This window comes from Planococcus lenghuensis (assembly GCF_001999905.1).
Taxonomy (GTDB): Bacteria; Bacillota; Bacilli; order Bacillales_A; family Planococcaceae; genus Indiicoccus; species Indiicoccus lenghuensis.
The window spans coordinates 3340193-3364498 of sequence record NZ_CP019640.1 but is presented as its reverse complement, the minus strand read 5'-3'; the positions used below and the strand labels follow the sequence as shown (position 1 = coordinate 3364498).

Annotated in this window: 21 protein-coding genes and 1 pseudogene; 20 read left to right on the top strand and 2 right to left on the bottom strand. The window is 49.4% G+C overall.

The features are described from left to right. Positions 1 to 26 precede the first annotated feature (26 nt). The 9 genes and pseudogenes from B0X71_RS16990 to B0X71_RS16950 all read left to right on the top strand — a co-directional run bounded on the left by B0X71_RS16990 (position 27) and on the right by B0X71_RS16950 (position 9531). A complete protein-coding gene (locus tag B0X71_RS16990) occupies positions 27 to 1682 on the top strand; it encodes an SLC13 family permease (RefSeq protein ID WP_077590541.1) in 1656 nt (551 codons plus the stop codon). Between the two features lie 21 nt (positions 1683 to 1703). Further along, the gene (locus B0X71_RS16985; protein ID WP_077590540.1) at positions 1704 to 2423 is read left to right on the top strand and encodes a carboxymuconolactone decarboxylase family protein; all 720 of its coding nucleotides are present in this window, start codon (positions 1704 to 1706) and stop codon (positions 2421 to 2423) included. A 19-nt stretch (positions 2424 to 2442) separates the two neighbouring features. Beyond that, positions 2443 to 3129, top strand: coding sequence for a CoA transferase subunit A (locus B0X71_RS16980; RefSeq protein WP_077590539.1), 687 nt, complete (start codon positions 2443 to 2445; stop codon positions 3127 to 3129). Then, positions 3126 to 3770, top strand: coding sequence for a 3-oxoacid CoA-transferase subunit B (locus B0X71_RS16975; RefSeq protein ID WP_077590538.1), 645 nt, complete (start codon positions 3126 to 3128; stop codon positions 3768 to 3770). The genes B0X71_RS16980 and B0X71_RS16975 overlap by 4 nt, the downstream gene beginning before the upstream one ends. Before the next feature lie 24 nt (positions 3771 to 3794). Next, entirely contained in the window at positions 3795 to 4934 is a 1140-nt protein-coding gene (locus tag B0X71_RS16970) for a muconate cycloisomerase family protein (RefSeq protein WP_077590537.1), read from the top strand. Further along, complete coding sequence (locus B0X71_RS16965; RefSeq protein ID WP_077590536.1) at positions 4931 to 6124, top strand: thiolase family protein; 1194 nt, start codon at positions 4931 to 4933, stop codon at positions 6122 to 6124. The genes B0X71_RS16970 and B0X71_RS16965 overlap by 4 nt, the downstream gene beginning before the upstream one ends. Positions 6125 to 6340: 216 nt before the next feature. Further along, positions 6341 to 6448 (top strand): annotated as a pseudogene (locus B0X71_RS21065) (TRIC cation channel family protein); the annotation flags it as partial. A gap of 666 nt (positions 6449 to 7114) precedes the next feature. Next, positions 7115 to 8182: a YkvI family membrane protein gene (locus tag B0X71_RS16955; protein ID WP_077590534.1), complete on the top strand. Its 1068-nt coding sequence runs from the start codon at positions 7115 to 7117 to the stop codon at positions 8180 to 8182. A 155-nt stretch (positions 8183 to 8337) separates the two neighbouring features. After that, entirely contained in the window at positions 8338 to 9531 is a 1194-nt protein-coding gene (locus B0X71_RS16950; protein WP_077590533.1) for an amidohydrolase, read from the top strand. 514 nt (positions 9532 to 10045) lie between these two features. Here the strand turns inward: B0X71_RS16950 and B0X71_RS16945 are convergent. Next, positions 10046 to 10585: a helix-turn-helix domain-containing protein gene (locus B0X71_RS16945; protein WP_077590532.1), complete on the bottom strand. Its 540-nt coding sequence runs from the start codon at positions 10583 to 10585 to the stop codon at positions 10046 to 10048. 229 nt (positions 10586 to 10814) lie between these two features. Between B0X71_RS16945 and B0X71_RS16940 the strand changes: the two genes are divergently transcribed. The 5 genes from B0X71_RS16940 to uxaC all read left to right on the top strand — a co-directional run bounded on the left by B0X71_RS16940 (position 10815) and on the right by uxaC (position 15470). Next, positions 10815 to 11483, top strand: a complete 669-nt coding sequence (locus B0X71_RS16940) for an alpha/beta hydrolase (protein ID WP_077590531.1) — start codon at positions 10815 to 10817, stop codon at positions 11481 to 11483. A 3-nt stretch (positions 11484 to 11486) separates the two neighbouring features. Then, a complete protein-coding gene (locus B0X71_RS16935) occupies positions 11487 to 12293 on the top strand; it encodes a dioxygenase family protein (RefSeq protein ID WP_077590530.1) in 807 nt (268 codons plus the stop codon). A 36-nt stretch (positions 12294 to 12329) separates the two neighbouring features. After that, the gene (locus tag B0X71_RS16930; protein ID WP_077590529.1) at positions 12330 to 12758 is read left to right on the top strand and encodes a DoxX family protein; all 429 of its coding nucleotides are present in this window, start codon (positions 12330 to 12332) and stop codon (positions 12756 to 12758) included. A 151-nt stretch (positions 12759 to 12909) separates the two neighbouring features. Further along, a complete protein-coding gene (locus B0X71_RS16925; protein WP_077590528.1) occupies positions 12910 to 13644 on the top strand; it encodes a GTP cyclohydrolase II in 735 nt (244 codons plus the stop codon). A 395-nt stretch (positions 13645 to 14039) separates the two neighbouring features. After that, positions 14040 to 15470 (top strand): glucuronate isomerase, encoded by a 1431-nt coding sequence (gene uxaC / locus B0X71_RS16920; protein ID WP_077590527.1) that lies wholly within the window; start codon positions 14040 to 14042, stop codon positions 15468 to 15470. Positions 15471 to 15516: 46 nt separating this feature from the next. On the opposite strand, the gene B0X71_RS16915 is transcribed toward uxaC, so the two are convergent. Beyond that, positions 15517 to 16731: an ROK family transcriptional regulator gene (locus tag B0X71_RS16915; RefSeq protein ID WP_077590526.1), complete on the bottom strand. Its 1215-nt coding sequence runs from the start codon at positions 16729 to 16731 to the stop codon at positions 15517 to 15519. 386 nt (positions 16732 to 17117) lie between these two features. On the opposite strand from B0X71_RS16915, the gene B0X71_RS16905 reads away from it, so the two are divergent. From B0X71_RS16905 to B0X71_RS16880, 6 genes are all read left to right on the top strand, one after another. Further along, positions 17118 to 17978, top strand: coding sequence for a helix-turn-helix transcriptional regulator (locus B0X71_RS16905; protein WP_077590524.1), 861 nt, complete (start codon positions 17118 to 17120; stop codon positions 17976 to 17978). 17 nt (positions 17979 to 17995) lie between these two features. Beyond that, the gene (locus B0X71_RS16900) at positions 17996 to 19156 is read left to right on the top strand and encodes a Gfo/Idh/MocA family protein (protein WP_077590523.1); all 1161 of its coding nucleotides are present in this window, start codon (positions 17996 to 17998) and stop codon (positions 19154 to 19156) included. A gap of 62 nt (positions 19157 to 19218) precedes the next feature. Next, positions 19219 to 20229, top strand: coding sequence for a Gfo/Idh/MocA family protein (locus B0X71_RS16895; RefSeq protein ID WP_077590522.1), 1011 nt, complete (start codon positions 19219 to 19221; stop codon positions 20227 to 20229). Beyond that, on the top strand, positions 20226 to 21086 hold the full coding sequence (locus tag B0X71_RS16890; protein WP_077590521.1) for a sugar phosphate isomerase/epimerase family protein: 861 nt from the start codon (positions 20226 to 20228) through the stop codon (positions 21084 to 21086). Before B0X71_RS16895 ends, B0X71_RS16890 begins: the two co-directional genes overlap by 4 nt. A 37-nt stretch (positions 21087 to 21123) precedes the next feature. Next, entirely contained in the window at positions 21124 to 22197 is a 1074-nt protein-coding gene (locus B0X71_RS16885; protein WP_077590520.1) for a Gfo/Idh/MocA family protein, read from the top strand. Between the two features lie 317 nt (positions 22198 to 22514). Continuing rightward, the gene (locus tag B0X71_RS16880; RefSeq protein WP_077590519.1) at positions 22515 to 24047 is read left to right on the top strand and encodes an MFS transporter; all 1533 of its coding nucleotides are present in this window, start codon (positions 22515 to 22517) and stop codon (positions 24045 to 24047) included. The last annotated feature ends 259 nt before the right edge of the window (positions 24048 to 24306 follow it).

Here is a 24306-nt window from a genome sequence, read left to right as displayed (position 1 = left end):
CCAAAGGACTGAGAAGGAGGAAAAAGATGAAGTTTTCGCTCAGATCGTTAAATCGGGGTGCCTGGAAGTCACACAAGGAAACGAAGGACCTGATCACTATGGCGGAACTCCGTCAATACAGCAGTGCGGGGGTGGCGACTGCTGATGTAGAGGACACGGGAACCGGTTTTAGCCGGACAGACATGGGCGGAAATAATTCGTACAGCACGATGCAATTGATCGGCCTCTTGCTTGGACCGGTGCTGTTTCTTCTGATATTGTTCGCCCTGCCTTTGCCCGGTCTCAGTTTTGAGGGCCAGGCTGTCCTGGCAACGACAGCCTGGATGGCCGCCTGGTGGGTTACAGAAGCCATTCCGCTCGGCATTACCTCATTAATGCCGCTTGTTTTACTGCCGCTGCTCGGGGCTGTCGACGGCAACGTCGCCGCTTCCAGTTACGGCGCATCACTGATTTTTCTGTTTATCGGCGGCTTTGCATTGGCACTGGCACTTGAGCGCTGGAATCTTCATGAGCGCATCGCGATTACGATCATCAGCGCGGTCGGCGCCAGCACGCCGGGTCTTGTCCTCGGTTTCATGTTGGCAACCGGTTTTCTGTCTATGTGGGTATCCAATATGGCGACGGTTATGCTGATGATTCCGATTGGTCTCGCCATCATAACAAAAGTCGTGGGACTCATGAAAGAAGACGGGGTATACACAGAAGAGGAAGAGACGAAGTTTACAAAATCAATAATTTTTGCCATCGGATTCGGCGGTACGATCGGAGGAAGCGCAACATTGATCGGCACACCGACAAATCTCGTCCTGGCAGGACTTGCAGGCGAATTACTAGGAATCGACATTTCCTTCGGTCAGTTTTTCCTGTTCGCGTTTCCGCTGATTACCGTGTTGATGCTGTTCGCAATTTTTTATATTACAAAAATCGCTTATCCGATGAAAGTCAAGAAAATCACGAATGGCCAGCAGTTCGTCCGCGACAGAAAAAAACAACTTGGAAAAATGTCATACGAAGAAAAAGTGGTGCTGGCGATTTTCAGCGTTACAGCTTTTATGTGGGTGACGAGAACCTTTATCTGGTCCGATCTCATTCCAGGATTGAGTGATACGATGATCGCCATGGTCGCAGCCATTCTGCTCCACCTGATTCCGTCTTCAGGCAATGACGGGGAACGCATCCTCGGCGGGGATTCCTTGAAACAGATGCCATGGGGGGTCCTGCTGCTGGTCGGCGGGGGGCTGGCGCTCGCTGCCGGCTTCAATGGCACGGATCTGGCTGGCTGGATCGGCAATCAGCTGCTGCTGCTTGAAGGCACTTCGTATCTGCTGGTGCTGGCTGTAACGGTGCTCCTCGGAATTGGCATGACCCAAATGACATCGAATACAGCGACGGTGACCATTCTGATTCCGATCACTGCCGCGCTTGCGATGGCCATCAATGTCCACCCGCTGCCGCTGATGACCGCCGTGGCAATGGGGGCCGGATTTGCATTCATGTTGCCGATCGGCACGCCTTCTAATGCCATCATCTTTGCAACAGGCAAAATTACAATGGTTGATATGGTGCGGAAAGGCACATGGCTGACTGTTCTTGCGTTTGCACTGATCATTATATTCGTCTATTTTGTATTGCCGTTTGTGTTCGGGATCAATCAATTCGAATATCCGGACGCATTGAGATAAATTGCCGACAGGAGGGAAAAGATGAGAAAGTCTCTCGATTATTTCAAGGAAGTTTATGACGAAGTGCCGGGCTGGGTGCAGAAAATGCACGACTATGGCCCGGATGTACTCGATAACTACACGAAAATACGGGGCGGCATCATGCAGGACCGGGCGCTGTCGCGAAAGGAAAAAGATGCATTGATCGCCAGCATGAATGCCGCCCGTCTGTATGAACGCAGCATGCTGTTCCATACAAAAGGCGCAATCGATTTCGGATATTCCGTTCCGGAACTGGCCGAATTTTTCCTGACAGCGTATCTGTACCGGGGCGATCAAGCCCTGGCGCTGTCGCTTGAAGCCGTTGCCTATGCACTGGAGTTGAAGGGAAAGACAGTGAAACGGACGGAACAGACGCCGAACGCTGCCGCGGATTCACTCCGGCTCATACTGGCCTGGCTCGATGGCGAAGATACGGCTTATCTGGAGCGAGTACTGGCTGCCATCGAGCAGGGGAATACTGAAAAAACGGCAGCTGAAATACTGTCGGATGGACAGGTGTCTTCAAGGTTGAAGCAATTGAACATGGCAGGCAATCACATCATGGAACTGGATGGTAAAGGCGCTGCTCCATGGATCGTGAAATCCCGGAATGCAGGTGCATCGGAAGCTGAGCTGGCGGATATGGGGTATATCTGCATCCTGACGGCCGGCATCCCGGCCTGGTTTGAGCTGAGTGATTCATTGAACACAATTGAGTGAAGAAAACGGGGGATAAGAGATGGCTAACGTACAACATGACATAACTGAAGCTTTATCCTGCGTCAAAACAGGGGATACGGTATTGGTCGGCGGTTTCGGGCTGATTGGCGCGCCGCTTTCGCTGATCGACGGACTGACTGAACGGGATGTGGAAGACTTGACCGTTGTCAGCAATAACCTCGGGGAATCCGGAAAGGGACTCGGGATTTTACTGAATCAGAACAAAATCAAAAAAGGCATCGGTTCTTATTTCACCAGCAACCGCGACGTCGGGGACAAGTATCAGAAAGGTGAAATCGAACTGGAACTGCTGCCGCAGGGCACGCTTGCGGAATCACTCCGCGCGGGCGGCGCCGGACTCGGGGGTTATTACACAACGACCGGCGTCGGGACAGACCTCGCCAAAGGCAAAGAAGAACGGGAAATCGACGGTGTCAGGTATATTATGGAAAAAGCAATCCGTGGGGATGTGGCCCTGATTCGCGCCCATAAAGCGGATACACTCGGTAATCTTACTTACTACAAGACAGCCCGGAACTTCAATCCACTCATGGCGACGGCTGCAAAGACAGTGATTGCGGAAGTCGATGAAATCGTTGAACCCGGTGAACTGGATCCGGAGGAAATCGTTACGCCATTCATCTACGTGGATACGCTGGTTACGGCGCAGCAGGTGCTGACGAAAGAAGGGGTGGTAAATGTATGACGGTCGGGATGAGTAAAACCGAAATGCAACATATGATCGCAGAGCGGGTGGCACGCGAACTCCACGGTCCCGCTATCGTCAATCTGGGCATCGGCATTCCGACACTGGTAGCGGAATATATGGAAGCGGACAATATTTATCTCCATACCGAAAATGGCTTGTTGGGTGTTACAGACGTCGAGGAAGAAGGCGTGGATCCGAATCTGGTCAATGCCGGAAAATTACCGGTCGGCGAAGCGGTGGGTGCGTCTTTTTTCAACAGCGCTGATTCCTTCGCCATGATCCGGGGCGGCCATGTCGATGTCGCGATCCTCGGTGCCCTGCAAGTCGATGAGACAGGTGTCATCGCCAACTGGGCGGTCCCCGGAAAAAACATCATGGGCGTCGGCGGCGCAATGGATCTCCTGGTCGGCGCGAAAAAAGTGTTCGTGACGATGAGCCATACATCGAAAGACGGCAGTCCGAAATTATTGAGGGAATGCACCTATCCCATTACCTCAACCCGCCAAGTGGATATGATTTTCACAGAGCTTGCAGTCTTCAGCGTGGAAGAGGGCGGGCTGATACTCGTGGATCTGATGCCGGGCGCAACGATTGAAGAAGTCCGGGAGAAGACAGAAGCGGCGTTCAGTGAAAAATAACTTCCGGAAAGCAGGTATCCGAGTATGAAAATCCGTTCTTTTGACACATATATTCTGGATTTGCCGATCATCCGTCCCCATCAACTGGCGATGCATACAATCACGGCGCAGTCGGTTGTCGTCGGCCGGGTGATGGACGAAGAGGGGCGGGAAGGCTGGTCGGAAGTGGCGACCATCGGCGGCGCTTCGTACGGCGAATCCACACCTGAAGCGATCAAAGCCAATATCGATGCGTATATCACGCCATTGGTCATCGGGCGGGATCCGATTCATTTCGATAAGATCATGATGGATGTATCGAAGCAGGTACGCGGCAATACTTTCGCGAAAACCGTCGTTGAAGCGGCAATTATCGATTTGGCGGCACGCAGTAAAGGTGTGCCGGCTTTCGAATTGTTCGGCGGCCAAATCCATAAATCCCTGCCCGTCGCCTGGACATTGGCGAGCGGCGATACGGCGGCCGATATTGAAGAAGCCCGGGGAATGCTTGAGAAAAAACGCCATAACATCTTCAAACTGAAAATCGGGAAAGGCGATCCGTTCAAAAATGTGGAACATGTCCGCAAGATCAAACAGGCAGTGGGCGATGAAGCGCGCATCACGGTCGATATCAATCAGGCATGGGATGAAGATACAGCGAATTATTGCATCGCCGCCCTTCAGGATGCCGGTGTATCAATGGTCGAGCAGCCGCTCGCAGCTTGGGATTTCGAAGGCATGTCCCGGCTGACGGCGAAATTCGATGTGCCGGTCATGGCAGACGAAGCGGCGACAGGCATCCAGGAAGTCTTTCGCATCGCCAAGACCCGTGCCGGAAACTCCATCGCCCTGAAACCGTGCAAGCATGGCGGATTGACGCAGACAAAAAAGGCGGCCGGCATCGCGGAAGCGGCCGGCCTTGGCCTATATGGCGGCACGATGATCGAATCGAGCCTTGGGACGGCCATCTGCGCACAATTGTATGCGACCATCCCGGAAATGAAGTTCGGTACGGAAATTTTCGGACCGCTATTATTCAAAGACAACATCACGGTCAACGACATCGAATTCGCGGACTTTGAAGTCATTATTCCCGACGGGCCTGGATTCGGTATGGAAATCGATAAAGAAAAAGTGAAGCATTACGCACGTGAGTTCCAGTCAGAAACGGAGATGAGAGTTTGAAGAAACCAGTTATCGTAGATTCGGTCCGTACGGCGGTCGGCAAGCTCGGCGGCAGTCTTGGCAATGAACCCGCCGACTTTCTCGGTGCGCATGTCATCGGGGAATTGATCCGCCGGACGGACCTGGATAAAGGCGCTGTTGAAGAAGTCATCATGGGGCAGGCCAAGCAAAATCCGGACATTTCAAACCTGGCCAGACTGGCCTTGCTGCGCGCGGGGCTTCCGGTTGAAGTGCCGGGCTACACGTTGCATCGCCAATGCGGTTCCGGGGTGCAAGCCGTAAATTCAGCGGCGCAGCAGATCCAGACGGGTCTCAGCGATATCATCATCGCGGGCGGGGCCGAATCGATGAGCACGGCGCCCTACTATGTCAATAATGTCCGGTTCGGCACGAAGTCCGGTGACGTGCTTTTGAAAGATCCGAACACCGCCAGCCAGCCCGGCTCGCAGCCGACCGAGACATATGGCGATTTGAACATGGGCATCACGGCCGAAAATATCGCGGAAAAATACGGCATTTCCCGGGAAGAGCAGGACGAGTTCGCGCTGGAAAGCCAGCGGCGGGCGGCGCATGCAATCGAGAGCGGTTACTTCGAGTCGCAGATCACACCATACCCGGTGAAGACAAAAAAAGGCATTACGGAATTCAGGACAGATGAACATCCGCGTGAAACGTCACTTGAAAAATTGGCTTCGCTGAAACCGGTATTCAAAGAAGGCGGCACTGTGACAGCGGGGAACGCCAGCGGACGCAACGACGGAGCAGCAGCGCTGCTGGTTATGTCGGAAGAAGAGGCGGTGAAACACGGTTATAAGCCGAAAGCGCGCATTCTCGCCCAGGCGGCAGCAGGTGTTTCACCGGTATTGATGGGCATGGGGCCTGTCCAGTCGACATTAAAAGCGCTGAAACAAACGGATCTGTCCATTAATGACCTGGATATCATCGAATTGAATGAAGCCTTCGCCGCCCAAGCCATTGCCTGCATCAATGAGCTGGGACTGGACCGGAGGAAAGTTAATCCGAATGGCGGAGCCATCGCAATGGGGCATCCGATCGGCGCAACAGGTGCCATCCTGCTTACCAAACTGCTCCATGAACTCGAACGCACCGGCAAGCGCTATGGACTCGTCACGCTGTGTATTGCGGGCGGGATGGGCGTTTCGACGATAATCGAGAACCGGCAGGTATAAACATTGGGTTCCGGAAAGCGGGCAAGGAAATTCGGGCGTACCGTTGAATTTCCGCAGGGCTGCGATTGATCAGTCTGCCCCAAGAAAGGCGGATCGAAGAATTCAAAAAAGCCGGTTGCTGGCAATTTAACATCAGCCGGCTTTTTTCTAACCGGAAGATTGCTACAATAACTACATAGGCGCCTTATTTCACTGTTATCAGAGGGAGGCGTCCGGATGGCGTGGGAACTGCTCAGCATGATCGGCACGGTGGCATTCGCCATTTCAGGCGCGTTCATTGCGATGGAGGAAAAATACGATATTTCCGGCGTATTCATATTGGGCGGTGCTGGCCGGCCTCATGATCGGACTGGAGATTGTGCGCGCCGATGTGGGCCTTATCATCCTGTTCGTCCTGATCACGGCATTGCGGGTTTCATCTGCCCTATACAAATGGCAGCTGCCGTTCCGGCATGTTTAAGGTGGTTATCGCTGGAAAAGCAGTTTATTCATCCGGCTCCATTGAAGTTGATGACGGAATACTTATAGATTTACTGCAGCATAATGGGCGAATGGCGGATTATGAAAAAGATGCCTTTGGAAGTGCCGCCCCTGCTCGGAAGGGGGAGAAGGCCCGGCCTGCCGTTTTTTAAAAGCTGTGTTAAATCTCTCTGTTGAACTTCCGCAAAACAGCTCCACTTTCCGCAAGCTTTCCCGCAGGAGTTTCTGCTGTTTGCTCCGTATTTTTGCAGTGAAAAATCAACATTGCTCTTTTAACAGAGCCTGAAAAATAAGGAAGACAGTCGGTGAGCGAGGAACTTGGTGCATGAACTCATCTGGTTCCCAAGTCAGGGGGATGACCTGATTTTACAGCTGTCAAAGGGAGGGGGACAGAAAAGTTCTTCGGTTTACAGTATAAGGCGAAAAGCCTTGCAATCAGTCCGCTTGCCGTCTGCTGGAGGCAAGTGGAACAAGGCGTTCTATATCTTTTTGATTGGAAAGGGAGCTATCATGAAGAAAATTTTACAGATCGGAAGTGCATTTATCGGAATCATCGTCGGCGCGGGATTCGCTTCAGGTCAGGAAGTGCTGCAGTATTTCACCAGTTTCGGGCTCATCGGAACAGTCGGAGCCGCAGTCGCGGCCATCCTGTTCGCTTATCTGGGCATGACACTTACAAGGCTGGGCAGCAGGCTGCAGACAACTTCCCATAAGGAAGCGGTCTATAAAATAAGCGGGCACCATCTGGGCAAAATTGTCGATGCGGTCATCATCTTTACCCTTTTTGGTGTCGGTATGGTGATGCTTGCAGGAGCGGGATCCATTGTATCACAGCAATTCGGCTTGCCTTCGTTCATCGGCATCTCGGTCATGACCTTTTTGGTCCTCTTGGCGGTGATGTTCAATATCGATCGGGTGGTCGGAATCATCGGAAGCCTCACGCCATTTCTTATCCTGGCTGTAATTATTGTATCTGTTTACAGTTTTTCGGCGATGGATGGTTCGTTCGCCGCACTGGATCCCATCGCAAAAGAGCAGCCGACCGCATTGCCCAACTGGATCGTCTCAGCCATCAATTACGTTTCCTTCAACATCGCCGTGGGGGCAGCGATGGCGCTCGTCATGGGCGGAACGGAGCGGGATGAACGGACAGCGGCGCTTGGCGGGCTCGTCGGCGGTTTAGGGATCGGTGTCCTGATCATACTGAGCCATCTTGCCATCTTCTCGAAAATCGGGACCGTAGCCAGCTTCGAGATGCCGATGCTCGAAATCGTCGATCGCATTTCTCCAGTACTGGGAAGCGTGTATGCCCTCATTCTGTGCGGCATGATTTTCAATACCGCTGTCAGCATGTTTTATGCATTCGGTGCCCGCTTCACAAAAATAGGGACCGGCAAGTTCAAACGGTTCATTGCCGCTGCATTGGCGGTTGCGTTCTTCGCAAGTTTTGCAGGATTCACCAAACTGGTCGCCTTTTTCTATCCCCTCATCGGTTATTTGGGGCTGTTCCTTATCGCGGCACTCATCTATGCATCGATTCAGCTGCCGAGCGGGGCCCGGGGGAAGCTATCTGCATGAATACAATGCTGTCTACCGGCAGTCGATTCGTTTTCAACACTGCTGCATAGCCGGACCGACGGCATAATGATCCTGTCCCCGGCCAGACACGCTGTGTAAGTAATGATGCGACATTCAATATGCCCGTCTCCATGATAAAGAAAGGAGTCCTAACAGTGAAGGATGAATTGATGAAGATGCTGGAACGAAGAGAAGATGAGATGATTGCCATCCGCCGCTATTTGCACGCTCATCCCGAGCTGTCGTTCCAGGAAGAACAGACAGCCGCCTACATTGCTGACTTTTACAAGGGCAAGGAAGCTGAAGTCGAAACGGAAGTGGGGAACGGGCATGGGATTATCGTGACGATCAAAGGAGCACTGCCGGGCAGGACAGTCGGACTTCGTGCGGATTTCGATGCACTGCCGATCACTGAAGAAACGACGGTCCCGTTCAAGTCGGTCAATAAAGGGGTCATGCATGCGTGCGGACATGACGCGCACACCGCTTATTTGCTGGTGCTGGCTGATTGCCTGATCCGGTTGAAGGATAAAATCAGCGGAACGGTCAAAATCATCCACCAGCATGCGGAGGAACAGCCGCCTGGCGGTGCGAAAAGCATAGTCGAAACCGGTAAATTGGGTGACCTGGATGCGATTTTTGGTGTCCACCTCCTGCCGGTGGCTCCCGCGGGAACAGTCGGCTACCGCAGCGGGTATGCCTTTAACGGCCGCACGTATTTCAAATTGCGGATACAGGCGACCGGCGGACACGGTTCTTCACCTCATAAAGCGAATGATGCCATTGTCGCGGGAGCCTATTTTGTAACGGCAGCCCAGACGATCGTCAGCCGGCGGGTGGATCCGCTCGCTGCAGGAGTGGTGACGATCGGTTCGTTTGATGGGAAAGGCAGTTTCAACGTCATTAAAGACAGCGTTGAGCTGGAAGGGGATATCCGCTATTCGGATACGGAGACACAGGAGGCGATCGATAAAGAGATCCGCCGGATGGTGAACGGATTGGAAGGAATGTTCGATGTCCGGTGTGAACTTACGTATACGCCGGATTACCCGCCTTTATACAATAATCCCGAACTCACGGCATTTGTGGCGATGACACTGGATGAAGCGAAGGATGAAGAGATCAGGGAAGTGAAGGAATTTCCCAAAATGTCACCGTCCGAGGACTTTGCGTACTATCTGGAGAAAATTCCAGGCTCCTACTTCTTCGTTGGCTGTACGCCAAAAGGAGCGGAGAAACCTTACTTTAACCATCATCCGAAATTCGATATCGATGAAGCGGCGATCCTGGTGGCAGCCAAGTCGGTCGGACAGGTCGTCTGCCGGTATCTCGGCACTAACGAATTGTGATACGCGAATCACTCGATACAATGCAAATGCCCGATGATGTATGGATTTTCAGAGATCAAAGGGTTTTTAAAGGCGGCTTATATATGCAGGAGAATGCTGCAATTGGTAATCCAAGGGGCAAAAACGGATTGATAAAGCGTCTGCTCGGTTCTTGTTCAGCTTTAGCCACTTTCTTAGGCTCACCCAGTATTGGCATATCCAGGATCTTGAGTGAAATTGCCAATTGAATTCGATGCGATGGAAGAAAAACATTGCATTTCCGGCATCCACTGCTGCTGATGATAACACGGTAGCCGATACAGCGCTTTATCCCATGATACAGAGTTCAGCAAAAGAAGTCTTCCGTGGGTTGGAGGGAAAGGGTTGGTTTAGCGAACGTGTCAAATCATAACCAATGTCGTCCGACTCAATGATCAATTACCGGATTTACCGCCGAGAAATAAAGCAACCCAGCCATCGGGTTGCTTTTTTGTGGAAGTTTAATTTTCTTTTTCTGTAAAACAGTGTTTCCCGGCTACAGCACATCCTTCAATTCGATATCCGAGTAAATCGAAATGAACACCGTGGCGTTACCATCTCCGACATTTTTCACGAAATGTGGGACACTGGCGTTCCAGCTAAAGGAATCCCCTTCTTCGACAACGATGGAGTCCTCTCCCTGCTCGGCCAGAATCTTTCCTTCCAACACCAGATGGCATTCTTCCCCTTCATGTGCGTGCGGTTCCCCGATCGAAGCACCCGGTGGAAATTCGACAATCATAGTCCGGAGCCCGCCTTTTGAAGCCAAATGTTCGATCTTCAGCTGGTTGAATGACGTGCTGGTCCGCCCGTCTTTCCGCACCACGCGCATATGCTGTTTCTTCTCGAGCAGCAAATACGGCAGCGGGACGTCCAAGAATTCCGCGATTGTGCCGAGCGTGTTGATAGAAGGGGAAGTATTGTTGTTCTCGATATTGCTTATAAAGCCTTTGGACAGACCGGTCGCTTCACACATCTGAGCAATGGTCATCTTTTTTCTGTTCCGTATGGCCCGGATCTTTGTTCCGATTTCCATTTTCTTCACCTCTGAAGTTTTCTTTTAAGAAACTTATTTATATATTAACAAATAAGCGCTTGACATTCCATTGACTAATAGTTATCTTTTATGTAACTAATATTCTTATTGGGAAACAAATGAATGGCTTTTATTTTTACCTTTATGTTTTCAAATAAGAATAATAGTTCTATATTAATTAAAATGCGGTTACTTATCCAGAGCCGTGACCAGGAAGGGATGATGTAAAGTGGATGCACCCATGATTTATGAGCTGCAAAAACCGAAGCAGACTGAAGCCGGTGAGAGTTATCCCGCCATCTTTGTCCTCCACGGGATCGGCAGTAACGAACAGAACATGCTGCAGCTCGTTGAGGGATTGGAAGACCGGTTTTACATTTTCAGCATTCGCGGCCCTTTACGGCAGCCGCCGGGTTTCGCCTATTTCACCATCGAAGGTTACGGAAAACCGCACCAGGATGTATTCGACCATGCGATCGGCCAGCTGACCGGCTTTATCGACTATGCCACGGAGCGATATCCGGTAGATCAAGACCGGCTGTATATAACAGGATTCAGCCAAGGCGCCATCCTCGCCATGACACTCGGCCTGACACTTGGAAGCGGGATCAGAGGAATCGCAGCGTTCAGTGGCTACATCCCCGATTTCGTAAAGGAACAGTACCCAATCAGACCGGTCGATCAGCTTTCCGTGTTCATTTCCCATGGGGAATCCGACAACGTCCTGCCTTACGGATGGGGACTTGAAAGCAGAGATTTCTTCGAAGGCCAAGGCGCGCAAGTCGCATTCCGCCATTATCCGGAGAGTCACACCGTTTCAGCAGAAAACAAGCAGGCGTTCACGGAATGGGTACTGGAAGATCTCAGGAAACCGAAAAACAAGGAAAAGGAGGAATAAGGAATGCTGCCAGCTTTATTCGTGGCGCACGGCGCACCATTATTGGCTATTGAGAACAACGACTATACGCAATTCCTGCATTCACTGGGGACGGAATTTCCGAAGCCAAGGGCGATCTTGCTGTTTTCGGCACATTGGGAATCAGCCGTCCAGCAGGTGAGCGATGTGGAGCGATTCGAGACGATCTATGATTTTGGCGGGTTTCCGGAGGCGTTATACCGGATCAACTATCCGGCTGAAGGGGACACCGCTGTCACGGAGGAAATAATGGCGTTACTGACGGCACAAGGTGTGCCCGCAGAAGTGGAATCCGCGCGCGGCTTGGATCACGGGGCTTGGGTGGTTCTGAAGATGCTGTATCCGGCTGCCGATATTCCGGTCATTTCCCTGTCCGTAAATCCGCACTTAACGCCCGCGGAACAATACACGATCGGCGCTTCATTAGCTCCCCTGAGGGAACGGGACGTGCTGATCATCGCGAGCGGCGGGACAGTCCATAATCTCGGGGCGCTGCGGATGGCAGGCGGGGATGGAACGGTCGACCAATGGGCGGTGGATTTCGATAAATGGCTCGAGGATAACCTCACCGATTGGAACACGGACTCCTTGTTCCGGTATGAGGCATTGGCACCCGCCGTTGGACTGGCGGTACCACCACGCGGAAACGAGCATTTCATCCCGCTCTTCTACGCGATGGGGGCAGCGGACCGGGAAAAACAGGCGCAACTCCTGTACCGCAGTTACCGGTATGGAAACTTGAGTCACAGTGTATGGCAATTCGGGAGACCGGAGCAAGCGGGCAATCAGTGAACCGATATAAATCACAAAACACGGAGGGGATTAAAAATGTATAATAAGTACGAAGTGAGTGCATTGATTTTACGGCTGGTATTGGGGATGACGTTTTTTATTCACGGAATGGTGAAGTTCCAGGGCGGGATTGAAAACACCGTCGGCTGGTTTACAAGCATCGGACTGCCGGGGGTTCTCGCGTACGGAGTCGCCTCACTGGAAGTCGCAGGCGGCATCGCATTGGTCCTTGGGTTGCTTACGCGCTGGGTTTCCGTCTTGCTCGGCGTATTGATGCTCGGCGCTATTCTGAAAGTGAAACTGGCTGTCGGTTTTTTAGGAAATGGGCAGATGGCCGGGTATGAATTGGATTTGGCGTTCCTGGCAATAGCCGTCTCCCTTGCCATTACCGGATCGAAGGCCTTTGCACTGGACTGGTATATCGCTAAGGAACGAGGCAAGGAGAAGGCAGTTTCAGTAAATTGATTCTTATATGAGAATCACGAGCCAAACGGGCATTACTTCACAAATGGGAGTAATGCTTTCTTTTATTGCCTGGAACCGCTATGCGGCCGGAGGCATATTGAAAAGCGGGATGCCGGAATAAGTGGATGAAAACAAATAAGGGGGAATATAAATGATGAAAACAGCGCTTCATTCAGATGTCCTTGCTGCCCTGGAAGATAAAATCCGGTTAATCGATACGGAAAATGGCGCCATTTACTTGGTCGGACCTGTCCGGCTGCCGGTCGACCTGGATGGAGAGACGGTCGTCTTCGAGTGGTACTGCTGGCTGAATTACGGGGAAGGCACGGCCGGTTATGAAGAGATGATCGGAAAATTATCGAAGGTGAATCTGGCTGAACTGCAGCAGTCCAGCGTGCTGGTCTACGGGAATTTTACAGAAGCGGATGATGCGCTCATCCGGATGCATTCCATCTGCCATACAGGCGATATCTTCGGCAGCAAACGATGTGACTGCGGATTTCAATTGAAGCATTCCATGAAAATGATTGCGGAACACGGCGCAGGCGCTTTGTTTTATCTGGCCAACCACGAAGGAAGAGGCATCGGTCTGTTCAGCAAGGCCCTGGCGTATCTCCTGCAGGAAAATGGCCAGGACACGGTCGAGGCCAATGAAAGCCTAGGGTTCGTGGACGATTCGCGGAATTACGACGATGCGGTCCGGGTGCTGAAAACCCTCCGGTCCAAGCCGGTCACCTTGATGACGAACAACCCGAAAAAACTGGAGGCGTTGGAGAATGCCGGATTAAAACTTTCCAGTAGACAGTCGCTATGGGGTGATATATCGGAATTTAACGTAAACTACCTCCAGACAAAAATAAAGCGTTCAGGCCACTTGGGGCAGTAAGAGGAGTTTATTAGAGATTAGTATATAGGTTGAGTTAAACATTCTACATTGAAAACAGCACTGGCAGGTAAGTCCGCCGCAAGGAACGGGCGGTGAGGCTTGAGAGGAAGGGGTCCGATAAAGTCCGGTCCCCTGGCCCTCCTTCAGCGGGCCTCATCCATTTTTTAGAGGAAAATTGATCGGAAAAGCAGTCTGTACTTTTTTAAACAGGTAATTTATGAAGTTAGCTCAACTATTAAGATACCGGAAAGATACATAAATTCAGAAAATAATAAGGCATGGCTTGAAGTTTCTCTGGCTTCGCTCTATGATAGAAAGTAATAATTAGTTTGGCAAACAAACAAATTATCAGCGACCGTAAAGACGCGAATAAACCGAAAAGGGGATAAACAAGAATGAAAACATTCATCACCGATGACTTTTTATTGTATAACGAGACAGCAAAAACCCTTTATCACGACATCGCCAAACATTTGCCGATTGTTGATTATCATAATCACTTGAGTCCGGAAGAGATTTATGAAGATAAAAATTACACAAATATAACCGAAATCTGGCTTGGGGGCGACCATTATAAATGGCGGGCCATGCGGGCCAACGGGATAAGCGAAGAGTATATTACCGGGGACAAAAGCGATTATGAGAAATTTCTGGCATGGGCCAAAACGGTTCCCAATATGTTCGGCAATCCGCTGTACCACTGGACGCATCTGGAGCTGTTGCGCTACTTCGGGATTGATGAGCTTCTGAATGAAGAGACGGCTCCTGCCATATGGGAAGAAGCCAATCGTAAACTGGCTGCGCCGGAATTGTCGGTCAGATCCATTTTGAAAAAAGACAAGGTGGAATTTGTGGGAACGACGGATGATCCGACAGATGATTTAGCCATTCATCAAAAACTGGCAAAAGAGGATTTCAGCAGTGATGTATCTCCGTCTTTCCGGCCGGATAAGGGCTTGGGCATTGAAAAAGACGAGTTCTTGCCATGGGTGAAAAAACTCGGGGAAGCGGTCGGTTCATCCATCGCAAACTACAGCGATTTTTTGGAAGCGCTGTCAGACAGGGTGGACTATTTTGACCGGCACGGCTGCCGAAGCTCAGATCACGGGATCAGTGTGCTGTTCTTTGAAAAAGCGGAAAAAGAAGATGTCGCGGCTGTTTTCCAGAAGCGGTTGCGGGGAGAAGCGCTCACGATGAAGGAAGTGGACCAGTTCAAGACATACACATTATTGACATTGGGCGGTCTGTATACGAAAAAACGGTGGGTCATGCAATTGCACTTGAGCCCGCTCCGTAATAATAATACAAAAATGTTCAATCGGCTTGGACCGGATAGCGGCTTTGACTCCATCGGGGATCTTCTGCTGGCCGATAAGCTCTCAGGCTTGCTGGATGCCATGGACGTGAAGGATGAGTTGCCGAAAACTGTCCTGTACAGTCTCAATTCGAGGGATAATAATGTCATTGCTGCCATGGCGGGCAATTTTCAGAACGCGGAAACTCCGGGGAAAGTGCAGGCAGGAACCGCCTGGTGGTTCAATGACCATATTGACGGAATGGAAGACCAGATGAAGACCTTGGCAAACATCGGCCTGATCAGCAATTTCATCGGCATGCTGACAGATTCCAGAAGCTTTCTGTCATTTTCCAGACATGAATACTTCAGAAGAATTTTATGCAATCTATTGGGTTCATGGGCAGAAGAAGGCAAAGTGCCAAGAGATATGGAACTGCTTGGAAAATACGTGGAAAATATCTGTTACTACAACGCCAGACGTTTTTTTGATATCAAGGAAAAAGCGGTTAGTTCTTCCGGTCTTCTTTAAGTAAACAAAAATCCCCTCTGCTTCCATTAAAGAAGAGGGGATTTTTTTATAGGGCGGCTGTCGTGCCTGAACCATTGCTGACAGTCAAGGGAAGCTGTTGGCTCGGCAGTTCCAGACGCAGTTCGGGTACTTCCAGGAAGTTCTTGAGCGCCATTGCGCAGGCGCCCATTACACAAGCGTCTTTGCCAAGTACAGAGATGCTCAGCTCCCGGTAATGACTCATTTTGGAATGGAGATGGCCTCTGATTTTGTCGATCGCATTCGGCTGCATTTTCAGGATATCACTGTTGAGGATGAGTGATTCCGGGTTATAGAGATTAATGATATTATTCAAACCGATTGCCAAGTACTCGAAAAACTGGTCAAGATGCCCACAGACAGCAGGGTCTTCGTCCGCTATCCAATTTCGTACATCTTTATAGGTGATATCAGGCTTGTTTTTTAGCTCTGCAAGCTGAGCCAGCAGCTTCGATTCCGAAGCATATAGTTCCCAGCAGCCTCTATTGCCGCACGGACAAGGTTTACCATGTGGAAATATGACCATGTGGCCCATCTCACCCGCGAAACCATCATATCCTTTCAGCAAATCGCCATTCATGATGATACCGAGTCCCATGCCGGAATACATGGTAACACACAGCAGGTTATCGCTGTCATGATAATTAAACACTTTTTCAGCAAATGCCGACAGGTTGGCATTATTTTCAATATGGATACTTGCTTCAATCTCTTTTGCCAAGTCAGCCTTTAAATCCTTATCACGCCACTGGTGCTGTGGAACGAAATATACTTTTTCGTCCTTACCGACTGTGCCATGTATCCCAATGACGACGCCTATCATTCCATAGCGGCTGTCTGAGCATTTCTGTTCGTATTTTTTGATCCGGTCCGTCAGCAAACTGACGATCGTGTCATAATCTGAAGTCGTGAGCGGTAAAGTCTCTGCCAGAACGGGGTGTCCTAACAAGTCGGATAAAGTGAATGTAATATGTTTATAATCCAAGTCGATTCCCAATGCGTATCCGCAATCCCGGTTGAGGGAGAGCATGATTGGTTTTCTGCCAACGCCGGAATGTTCCTGCTGGGTTTCAATGATCAATTCTTCATCCAGCAGGTCCGAAACCTGAACGGATATCGTAGCTTTGTTCAGTCCAACCACTTTTGATAGGTCGGCCCTTGAAATTATTCCGTGCCCGATGATCGTTTGCAGAATCAGACTTCTGTTTATTTTTTTTATATAGGAGCCATCGCCAGTAACCATTTTGTTTCCCCCACAGTAATAGTTTTGCAGCTGTCGGTGAATCACATATCTGCTGGAACACAGTAAAGCACAGCAGCCACAAGAAGGTTGAGCAGCATTAAACTCACTGCCGCTGCTTGTCAGTTAAAGACTGGCAGGAGTTTGTTTGTTTGCTTGCCAAACTTCTTCTCATATAAAGAATACCATAAAGAAAAAAATTTACATCTTTTGGTTAAATAAATTATACGCTTCCAAGCTATCCTTTATGATAAGGAAAGAAAGTCTTGGTATGTGGTATTGTCTAATGAAGTTTAATTTAAAGCACTCTCAGATAATAAAAGGTGAAATGTAAGCATTTACAGGCAATGAAATTATCTGAAAAAAGTTTAGAATAGAAGGTGAATCAAATGCAAGGCAGAGTAATGATCAATCAGCCATTGATGGTAAATTACCGGATGGACAAGCATTGGCAGCATATCGATTACCATTCACACCAGGAATACGAGATCTATTTTTTTCATGCCGGTTCATGCAGGTACCTGATCCATGATCAGATTTACGAGTTGAAAGCAGGCGATATTCTGCTGATGGATGGGATGGCGCTTCATAAGCCCAATATTCCTCCGAACAGCGAATATATTCGCAGCCATGTGCACTTTTCGCCGCAGTGGATCGAGAACGCATTGAAGGAACTGGACGGCCTGCATTTGCTGGATGTCTTCCGGCAACTGCATTACTGCCTGATCCGGACAAGTGAAAATGAAGGGTCCAAACAGTTGGAAAAGCTGATCAGCCGGCTGGAGGAAGTATATCGAAGCGCCAATATGGCTGACAATCGAAAAGAAGCTGAGATGAAAATTCTCTTGCTGCAAATTCTGGTCAACGTTAACCATCTCGGTGAAGCGGACTCCCTGAAACTGCCGGGCAAGAAAGCGGAAAAAGAGGAACACGCGGAAAATATCGCCTCATACATTCAGGGGAATTACAGCCGGAAATTATCGGTGGCTTCAATTGCGGATGCGTTGAGTCTGAGTAAGTCATATACGTCCCATATTTTCAAGGAAATGACGGGTTTTACCATCATGGAATACGTCATGGGCTGCCGGCTGAACAGGGTGAAATATTTGCTCGAAACAGAGCCGGACAAGGCGCTGAAGGAAGTTGCGCATGAAAGCGGTTTCGAGAGCATTTCTCATTTCAGTCGTTATTTCCGTGAGAAAGTCGGTGTAACTCCGAAAGTTTACCGGGAGTTGCGTCAGAAAAAGTGAAGCGAGGAGAATAAGCTATGAAAAAAGTGAGATTAGGCATTATCGGATTGGGTGCACAGGGAGGAGCTTACGCTGGATTTATCGCAGAAGGACGGGTATCCAATATGGAAATCGGTGCGATTTGCGATATTGATCCTGAAAAGAAAGCGGTTGCAGCAGAAAAGTATCCGGCAGTTCCGTTTTATGACGATTATATTGCCATGCTGGACAGCGGTGACGTGGACGCCATCGTTACCTGTGTGCCACATTATCTGCATCCGGAGATGGGGATCAATGCACTGCAAAGAGATGTCCATGCGTTATTGGAAAAGCCGGCTGGTGTCTATACGAAGCAAGTCCGGGAACTGAACGAATTCGCGAAGACGAAACCTGAGCTGACATTCGGAATCATGTTCAACCAGAGAACCAACGAGCTGTATCAGAAAGTCAAGGCGGTTATCGACAACGGTGAAATCGGAGGGATCCGCCGGACGAACTGGATCATTACTACGTGGTGGAGACCACAGGGCTATTACGACCAAAGTGCATGGAGAGCTACCTGGGAAGGCGAGGGCGGTGGTGTGCTTGTCAATCAGGCACCGCATCAGCTGGATCTGCTGCAATGGATTGCCGGAATGCCGAAAAAAGTCTACTCCAACGTAAAGTACGGGTACCAGCGGGATATTGCGGTGGAAGATGAAGTGACAGCAGTTCTCGATTACGGAAATGGCGCGACAGGCGTCTTCATCACTGCCACGCATGATATCATGGGCACCGATCGTTTTGAAATTTTGGGGGACAAGGGAAAAATCGTTGTGGATGACAGCAGGAAAGTGACCATTAAGCGGCTGAAACGGCCGGAAGCTGAAATGAGCGCTGAGATGGATATGCAGGATGTCATGAAGATTTTCATGGGCGGAGGAACCGACGATATTTACAACGAGGAAATCATCGAATTCGAAAGTGTATGGGGTGCCCAGCATACATCCGTCATGGAGAATTTCGCCGCTAATATTCTGGACGGGACGCCGTTACTCGCGCCTGGCAGCGATGGCATACAGGGAGTGGCATTGGCAAATGCCATTCATCTGTCGAGCTGGCTGGGCAAAGAAGTGGAGCTTCCGATCGACGAAGACCTGTACTTTGCTGAACTTACAAAGAAGATTGAGGAAGAAAAAGGCGTGCCTGCGAACAAATAATCTGAAAACTAACTCATTGCCGATCCGGCTATGAGTTGTTTTTCAAGAGGAGCTTATGTCTTATGCTGAAAATAGGCGTAATCGGACTTGGTGACATTTCAACGATCCATATCCAAGCCATTGAAAATAACCCCCATGCGATGTTGACGGCAGTTTGTGATATTGATGAAAAAGCCGCGGAAGCCTTTACCGGAGTCGCCTTCTACACGGATTTCAATGAAATGCTTGAGAAAGAAGCACTCGATTGCGTTCATATCTGTCTGCCTCATCATCTTCATTACCCGGTCACAAAAGCGTGTGTTGAAAAGGGAATCCACGTTTTTCAGGAAAAGCCGTTGGCGTTGGATGCAAACGAAGGAGCGGCATTGGTCGAACTGGAAGAGCGGTATGAAAACGTTAAAATTTGTATCTGTCTTCAAAACCGTTTTAATGAGACGGTCGAAGAATTGCTTAAAATCACCGCGAGCGGGGAATACGGCAAAGTCACGGGAATAAAAGGATTAGTGACATGGTTCCGCCCGAAAGAATATTACGATGTTAAACCTTGGCGCGGAAAGATGGATCTCTCCGGCGGTGGAGTGATGATCAATCAGTCCCTTCATACGGTGGATCTGATGCAGCTGATCGGCGGAAAAATGACGGCCATTAAAGGGTCGGTGGACCAGCTGCTGGATTATGGCATTGAAGTGGAAGATACAGCAGTCGCTTCTTTCCGATTTGAAAGCGGGGCGACGGGGCTGTTTTTTGCGACCAATGCAAATGCGGTGAATTCGTCGGTGGAGCTCCAAGTCCTTTTCGAGAATGGGAAATTCACCATTAAGGATAGTATTTTGACAAAGCTGAATGATCAGGGCGAAAAAGAAAAGATCATCGAAGACGAAAAATTACCCGGCAGCAAGTTTTACTATGGAGCAAGCCATATGAAACTGATCAATCAGTTCTATCAATGCATTTTGAATGACACGGATGATTACATCCACGCGTACGACGCATTGCAGTCAATGGAAGTGATTGATGCAATCCGCCAGTCGAGTGACACAAAAAAAGAGATAGCAATGGAGGTTTATCAATGACGAATGGAAAAATCGGTGTGCAAATGATGATGCTCAAGGAAAAGGTGGAAGAGATCGGCGTCTATGACACAATGCGGAACATCAATGAACTCGGGTACCGGGCAGTGGAAGTGTCGCAGATTCCGATGACTGAAGCAAACGTGGCAGAGCTGAAACGGGCAAGCGGTGATTTTGATATTGAAATTGCAGCGTTGTCCGCACCGCTTGAACCGATGCTGCCTGGCATGCCTGGTGAAACGCTGACTGCCGACTTCGACAAGATTGTTGCGGACTGCAAAACACTTGATTGTCGCTTTCTGCGCATCGGGATGCTTCCATTTACGGTCATGGGTGATAAAGAAAAGATCATGGATTTTATCGCAAAAGCGGAAGAAATGGCACACCGGTTAGCGGAACAGGGAATCGAACTCTATTATCATACGCATCATATTGAATTCCAGAAGTATGACGGCGAATATTTGCTTGATTTGATCAAGAACAACACGACCAAATTGGGGTTTGAATTGGATATTCACTGGATCCAGCGGGCAGGGGAAAATCCGGTGAATATTATCAACCGGTATAAGGACCGGATTTCCCTGCTGCACTTAAAGGATTACCGGATTGGCAGCTTGGAAGTGGATGATGAAGATTTCAAAGATATGGGTAAGTTTTTCGGAAAATTCATGAACCTGATAGAGTTTGCGGAAGTGGGCGAAGGGAACATGGACATCCAATCGGCGATCGAAGCCGGAAAGAGCAGCGGTGTCCGGTACTTTTTCGTGGAACAGGATGACACATATGGCCGTGATCCATTCGATTGTCTGAAGACTTCAGCAGAAAATCTACGCCAACTCGGCTATTCGGACTGGTTTTAATGACACAGATGAAATTTTTTGGGGAGATCGAAAACAAATGAGCAAAGACGGAATGACATATGCGCCGAAAGGAAAGCCGAATCCTGTCGTGCGAGAAGGGGAATTTCCGATTGCGGCTGTCGCCTTGGATCATGGCCATATTTACGGAATGGTTAATGGGCTGGTGGAAGCCGGTGCTACTTTAAAATGGGTATATGATCCGGATCCGGATAAAGTGAAAGAGTTTAAGGGAAAATTTCCGGAAGTGGAAATCGCCGGGTCGTTAGAGCAGGTACTGGAAGACGAAACGGTTAAATTGATTGCCGCAGCTGCCGTTCCTTCAAAACGAAGTGCGCTTGGAAACCGGGTGATGGAATCCGGAAAAGATTATTTTACAGATAAGACGCCTTTCACCACCATGGCGCAATTGGAAGAGACGAAACAGGTCGTGGAAAAAACCGGGCAGAAGTACATGGTCTATTTCAGTGAACGCCTGCACGTGGAAGGAGCCGTATTCGCCGGAGACCTGATCAAAGGCGGGGCGATCGGCCAGGTCATTCAAGTGACCGGATTCGGGCCTCACCGACTGAACGCGTCGAGCCGCCCGGACTGGTTCTTTGAAAAAGAACAGTATGGCGGAATCCTCTGTGATATCGGCAGTCATCAGATCGAGCAGTTTCTGTACTATGCCGGATGTAAGAATGCGAAAGTTCTCCACAGCAAAGTGGGTAATTACAATAATCCGGAACACCCTGAACTGGAGGACTACGGTGACGCGACCCTTCTTGGGGATAATGGCGCCACACAAATCTTCAAAGTGGATTGGTTTACGCCTGAAGGACTGCGGACATGGGGAGATGGCCGCACATTCATCACAGGAACGGAAGGCACAATCGAAATCCGTAAATACATCGACGTGGCGAGAGAAGAATCAGGAGACCATCTTTATCTGGTCAATAAAGAAGGAGAAAAGCATTATGAACTGGCAGGTGAAGTCGGCTTCCCTTTCTTTGGGGAGTTCATAAAGGATTGCCTCAATCGGACAGAGAATGCCATGACTCAAGAGCATGCATTCAAGGCGGCGGAACTATGTCTTAAAGCTCAAGAACAAGCGGTGGTTGTAACTCCATAACCGTTGCATTTCCCTTTTCCCGTCGCCGGGACCACTCAACAAAAAACAGCTGGGTTTACCGGCAATCGCGTCGGATGACAGGGCCGGATTACCGATAAGCAAAAAGTTTTCTAAAAGTTACGAAAAAGTGTTGATTAATAAAGCGCTTTCATATATATTGTTAATTAAATAGTTTGTTGGCCAAACAAATATTTAATTAACAGCAAATATTCCGATCGAAACAGCCAAGGGAACGACAACCGATTTTGAAAGCGTATCCAAGTGATGATTGAAAACTCGGCGATGGACACACTATTTATAGGAAAAGGGGAATTCTTATGACTGGCACAGCAGCAGGCAACATCAATGAATATCACAAGGCGCAGGTTTGGCGAATCGGATTTTTTGCACTGAATAATACAGCCACAAATCTATATATGTTCATTTTGGCTTTTGTCACATATTACGCTACCGGTGTTGCTGGACTGACGGTGGTTGTAGTCAGTATGATCCTGACATTCATGCGGGTATTTGATGGAATCACCGATCCGATCATCGGCTTTGTCATTGACAAGACCGAATCGAAGTTTGGTAAATTCCGGCCGCTGATGGTCATGGGGAATATTATTTTAGCCGGCTCTATCCTGGTTATGTACAATTTTACGCATTTATTGCCTGAATCTTTGCAGCTTGTGTTTTTCATCGCAATCTACGGCATCTACATTATCGGTTACACATTCCAGACTGCCTGCACGAAAGCGGCGCAGACTGTACTGACGAACGATCCGAAGCAGCGGCCGCTCTTCGCTGTATTCGATGGCGTCTACAACACCTTGTTGTTTGTCGGCGGACAGGTTTTTGTCGCTTCCGTTCTCGTTGCAAAACACGGCGGATTTACAATGCCCCTGTTTACTGAATTAAACACCTATGCAATTGTCCTGGGATTCATCTTCACTGGGTTGGCGGTAATCGGAATCTGGCCGAAGGACCGGAAAGAGTATTTTGGTTTGGCGGACCTGAACGTTCAAACGAATTTCCGTGATTACTGGCCGATTCTGAAAGGGAATCGCCCGCTGCTGATGCTGATTATTGCAGCTTCCAGTGACAAATTAACATTGAGTGTTCTCCGTCATGCTGTAGTGGTGGTTATGTTATTCGGAATTTTACTCGGAGACTATGAGTTAAGCGGAACTGTTTCGATGATTATCATTGTTCCGACCTTGCTGATTACTTTTGCGGGTGTATGGTATGCAAGAAAAACGGATTTGAAAAAATCGTTTGTGGCATCGACATGGATCGGCCTCGTCTCATTCGGACTACTGATTGCACTTCTTTTCCTTGTAGATCCAAGAACCATTTCTCTTGAAAACCTTGGCTTTGCCACTATCGGTTTTCTCATACTTTATGCGCTTGGAATGGGATTCGGAGGACTTCCTTCTGCGCTGGTCATTCCGATGATCGCGGACGTATCGGATTATGAGACGTATAAATCAGGCCGGTATGTCCCTGGCATGATCGGAACCCTGTTCTCATTCGTTGATAAGCTGATTTCGTCACTGGCGCCGGCACTGGTCGGTTTCGCCGTTGCACTGATCGGTTTCAGAAATGAATTTCCGGAAATCGGAGAGCCTTTGACCGCTCCTTTATATGGAATGACCATCTTCCTGGCGTTCGGCATCCCGGTGCTTGGCTGGATTGCGTCTCTTATTGCAATGAAATTCTATCACTTGAACAGTGAGAGAATGGAAGAAATTCAACGGACGATTGCAGATGTTAAAGAAAAAGCGGAAAGAGAAGGAGTCGTCATCACTTCACCCGATCAGGTTGAAAGAAGCAAAGACGCCCTCAATCCTATCACGAGTCCGAAATGAGAAAAACACCGTTCTCATCTTGACCGAGAACGGTATTTTTCATTGGATGCTCCATTTCTTCATTTGCCGGTCCGTTCATAGAAATGGGAAATGGTGAAGATTGACCATAACCCGAGCGACTGGAATGGAATCAAGTGAGGAGAATGGCTGTGCGGATTTTTTTGCACAGCTCATTTTCCGTAAGAGCAGGCAAGCTTCCAGCAGTGCTGTGAACCATGTGTGAAATTCAACCCGGTCGCTACCCGGTGAAGGCAATCGG

What these genes read in the sequence shown, in the direction of transcription:
- B0X71_RS16990 (WP_077590541.1), top strand. Translation starts at nt 27, where the DNA reads ATGAAGTTTTCGCTCAGATCGTTAAATCGGGGTGCCTGGAAGTCACAC.
- B0X71_RS16985 (WP_077590540.1), top strand. Translation starts at nt 1,704, where the DNA reads ATGAGAAAGTCTCTCGATTATTTCAAGGAAGTTTATGACGAAGTGCCG.
- B0X71_RS16980 (WP_077590539.1), top strand. Translation starts at nt 2,443, where the DNA reads ATGGCTAACGTACAACATGACATAACTGAAGCTTTATCCTGCGTCAAA.
- B0X71_RS16975 (WP_077590538.1), top strand. Translation starts at nt 3,126, where the DNA reads ATGACGGTCGGGATGAGTAAAACCGAAATGCAACATATGATCGCAGAG.
- B0X71_RS16970 (WP_077590537.1), top strand. Translation starts at nt 3,795, where the DNA reads ATGAAAATCCGTTCTTTTGACACATATATTCTGGATTTGCCGATCATC.
- B0X71_RS16955 (WP_077590534.1), top strand. Translation starts at nt 7,115, where the DNA reads ATGAAGAAAATTTTACAGATCGGAAGTGCATTTATCGGAATCATCGTC.
- B0X71_RS16945 (WP_077590532.1), bottom strand. Translation starts at nt 10,585, where the DNA reads ATGGAAATCGGAACAAAGATCCGGGCCATACGGAACAGAAAAAAGATG.
- B0X71_RS16935 (WP_077590530.1), top strand. Translation starts at nt 11,487, where the DNA reads ATGCTGCCAGCTTTATTCGTGGCGCACGGCGCACCATTATTGGCTATT.
- B0X71_RS16930 (WP_077590529.1), top strand. Translation starts at nt 12,330, where the DNA reads ATGTATAATAAGTACGAAGTGAGTGCATTGATTTTACGGCTGGTATTG.
- B0X71_RS16925 (WP_077590528.1), top strand. Translation starts at nt 12,910, where the DNA reads ATGATGAAAACAGCGCTTCATTCAGATGTCCTTGCTGCCCTGGAAGAT.
- uxaC (WP_077590527.1), top strand. Translation starts at nt 14,040, where the DNA reads ATGAAAACATTCATCACCGATGACTTTTTATTGTATAACGAGACAGCA.
- B0X71_RS16915 (WP_077590526.1), bottom strand. Translation starts at nt 16,731, where the DNA reads ATGGTTACTGGCGATGGCTCCTATATAAAAAAAATAAACAGAAGTCTG.
- B0X71_RS16905 (WP_077590524.1), top strand. Translation starts at nt 17,118, where the DNA reads ATGCAAGGCAGAGTAATGATCAATCAGCCATTGATGGTAAATTACCGG.
- B0X71_RS16900 (WP_077590523.1), top strand. Translation starts at nt 17,996, where the DNA reads ATGAAAAAAGTGAGATTAGGCATTATCGGATTGGGTGCACAGGGAGGA.
- B0X71_RS16895 (WP_077590522.1), top strand. Translation starts at nt 19,219, where the DNA reads ATGCTGAAAATAGGCGTAATCGGACTTGGTGACATTTCAACGATCCAT.
- B0X71_RS16890 (WP_077590521.1), top strand. Translation starts at nt 20,226, where the DNA reads ATGACGAATGGAAAAATCGGTGTGCAAATGATGATGCTCAAGGAAAAG.
- B0X71_RS16885 (WP_077590520.1), top strand. Translation starts at nt 21,124, where the DNA reads ATGAGCAAAGACGGAATGACATATGCGCCGAAAGGAAAGCCGAATCCT.
- B0X71_RS16880 (WP_077590519.1), top strand. Translation starts at nt 22,515, where the DNA reads ATGACTGGCACAGCAGCAGGCAACATCAATGAATATCACAAGGCGCAG.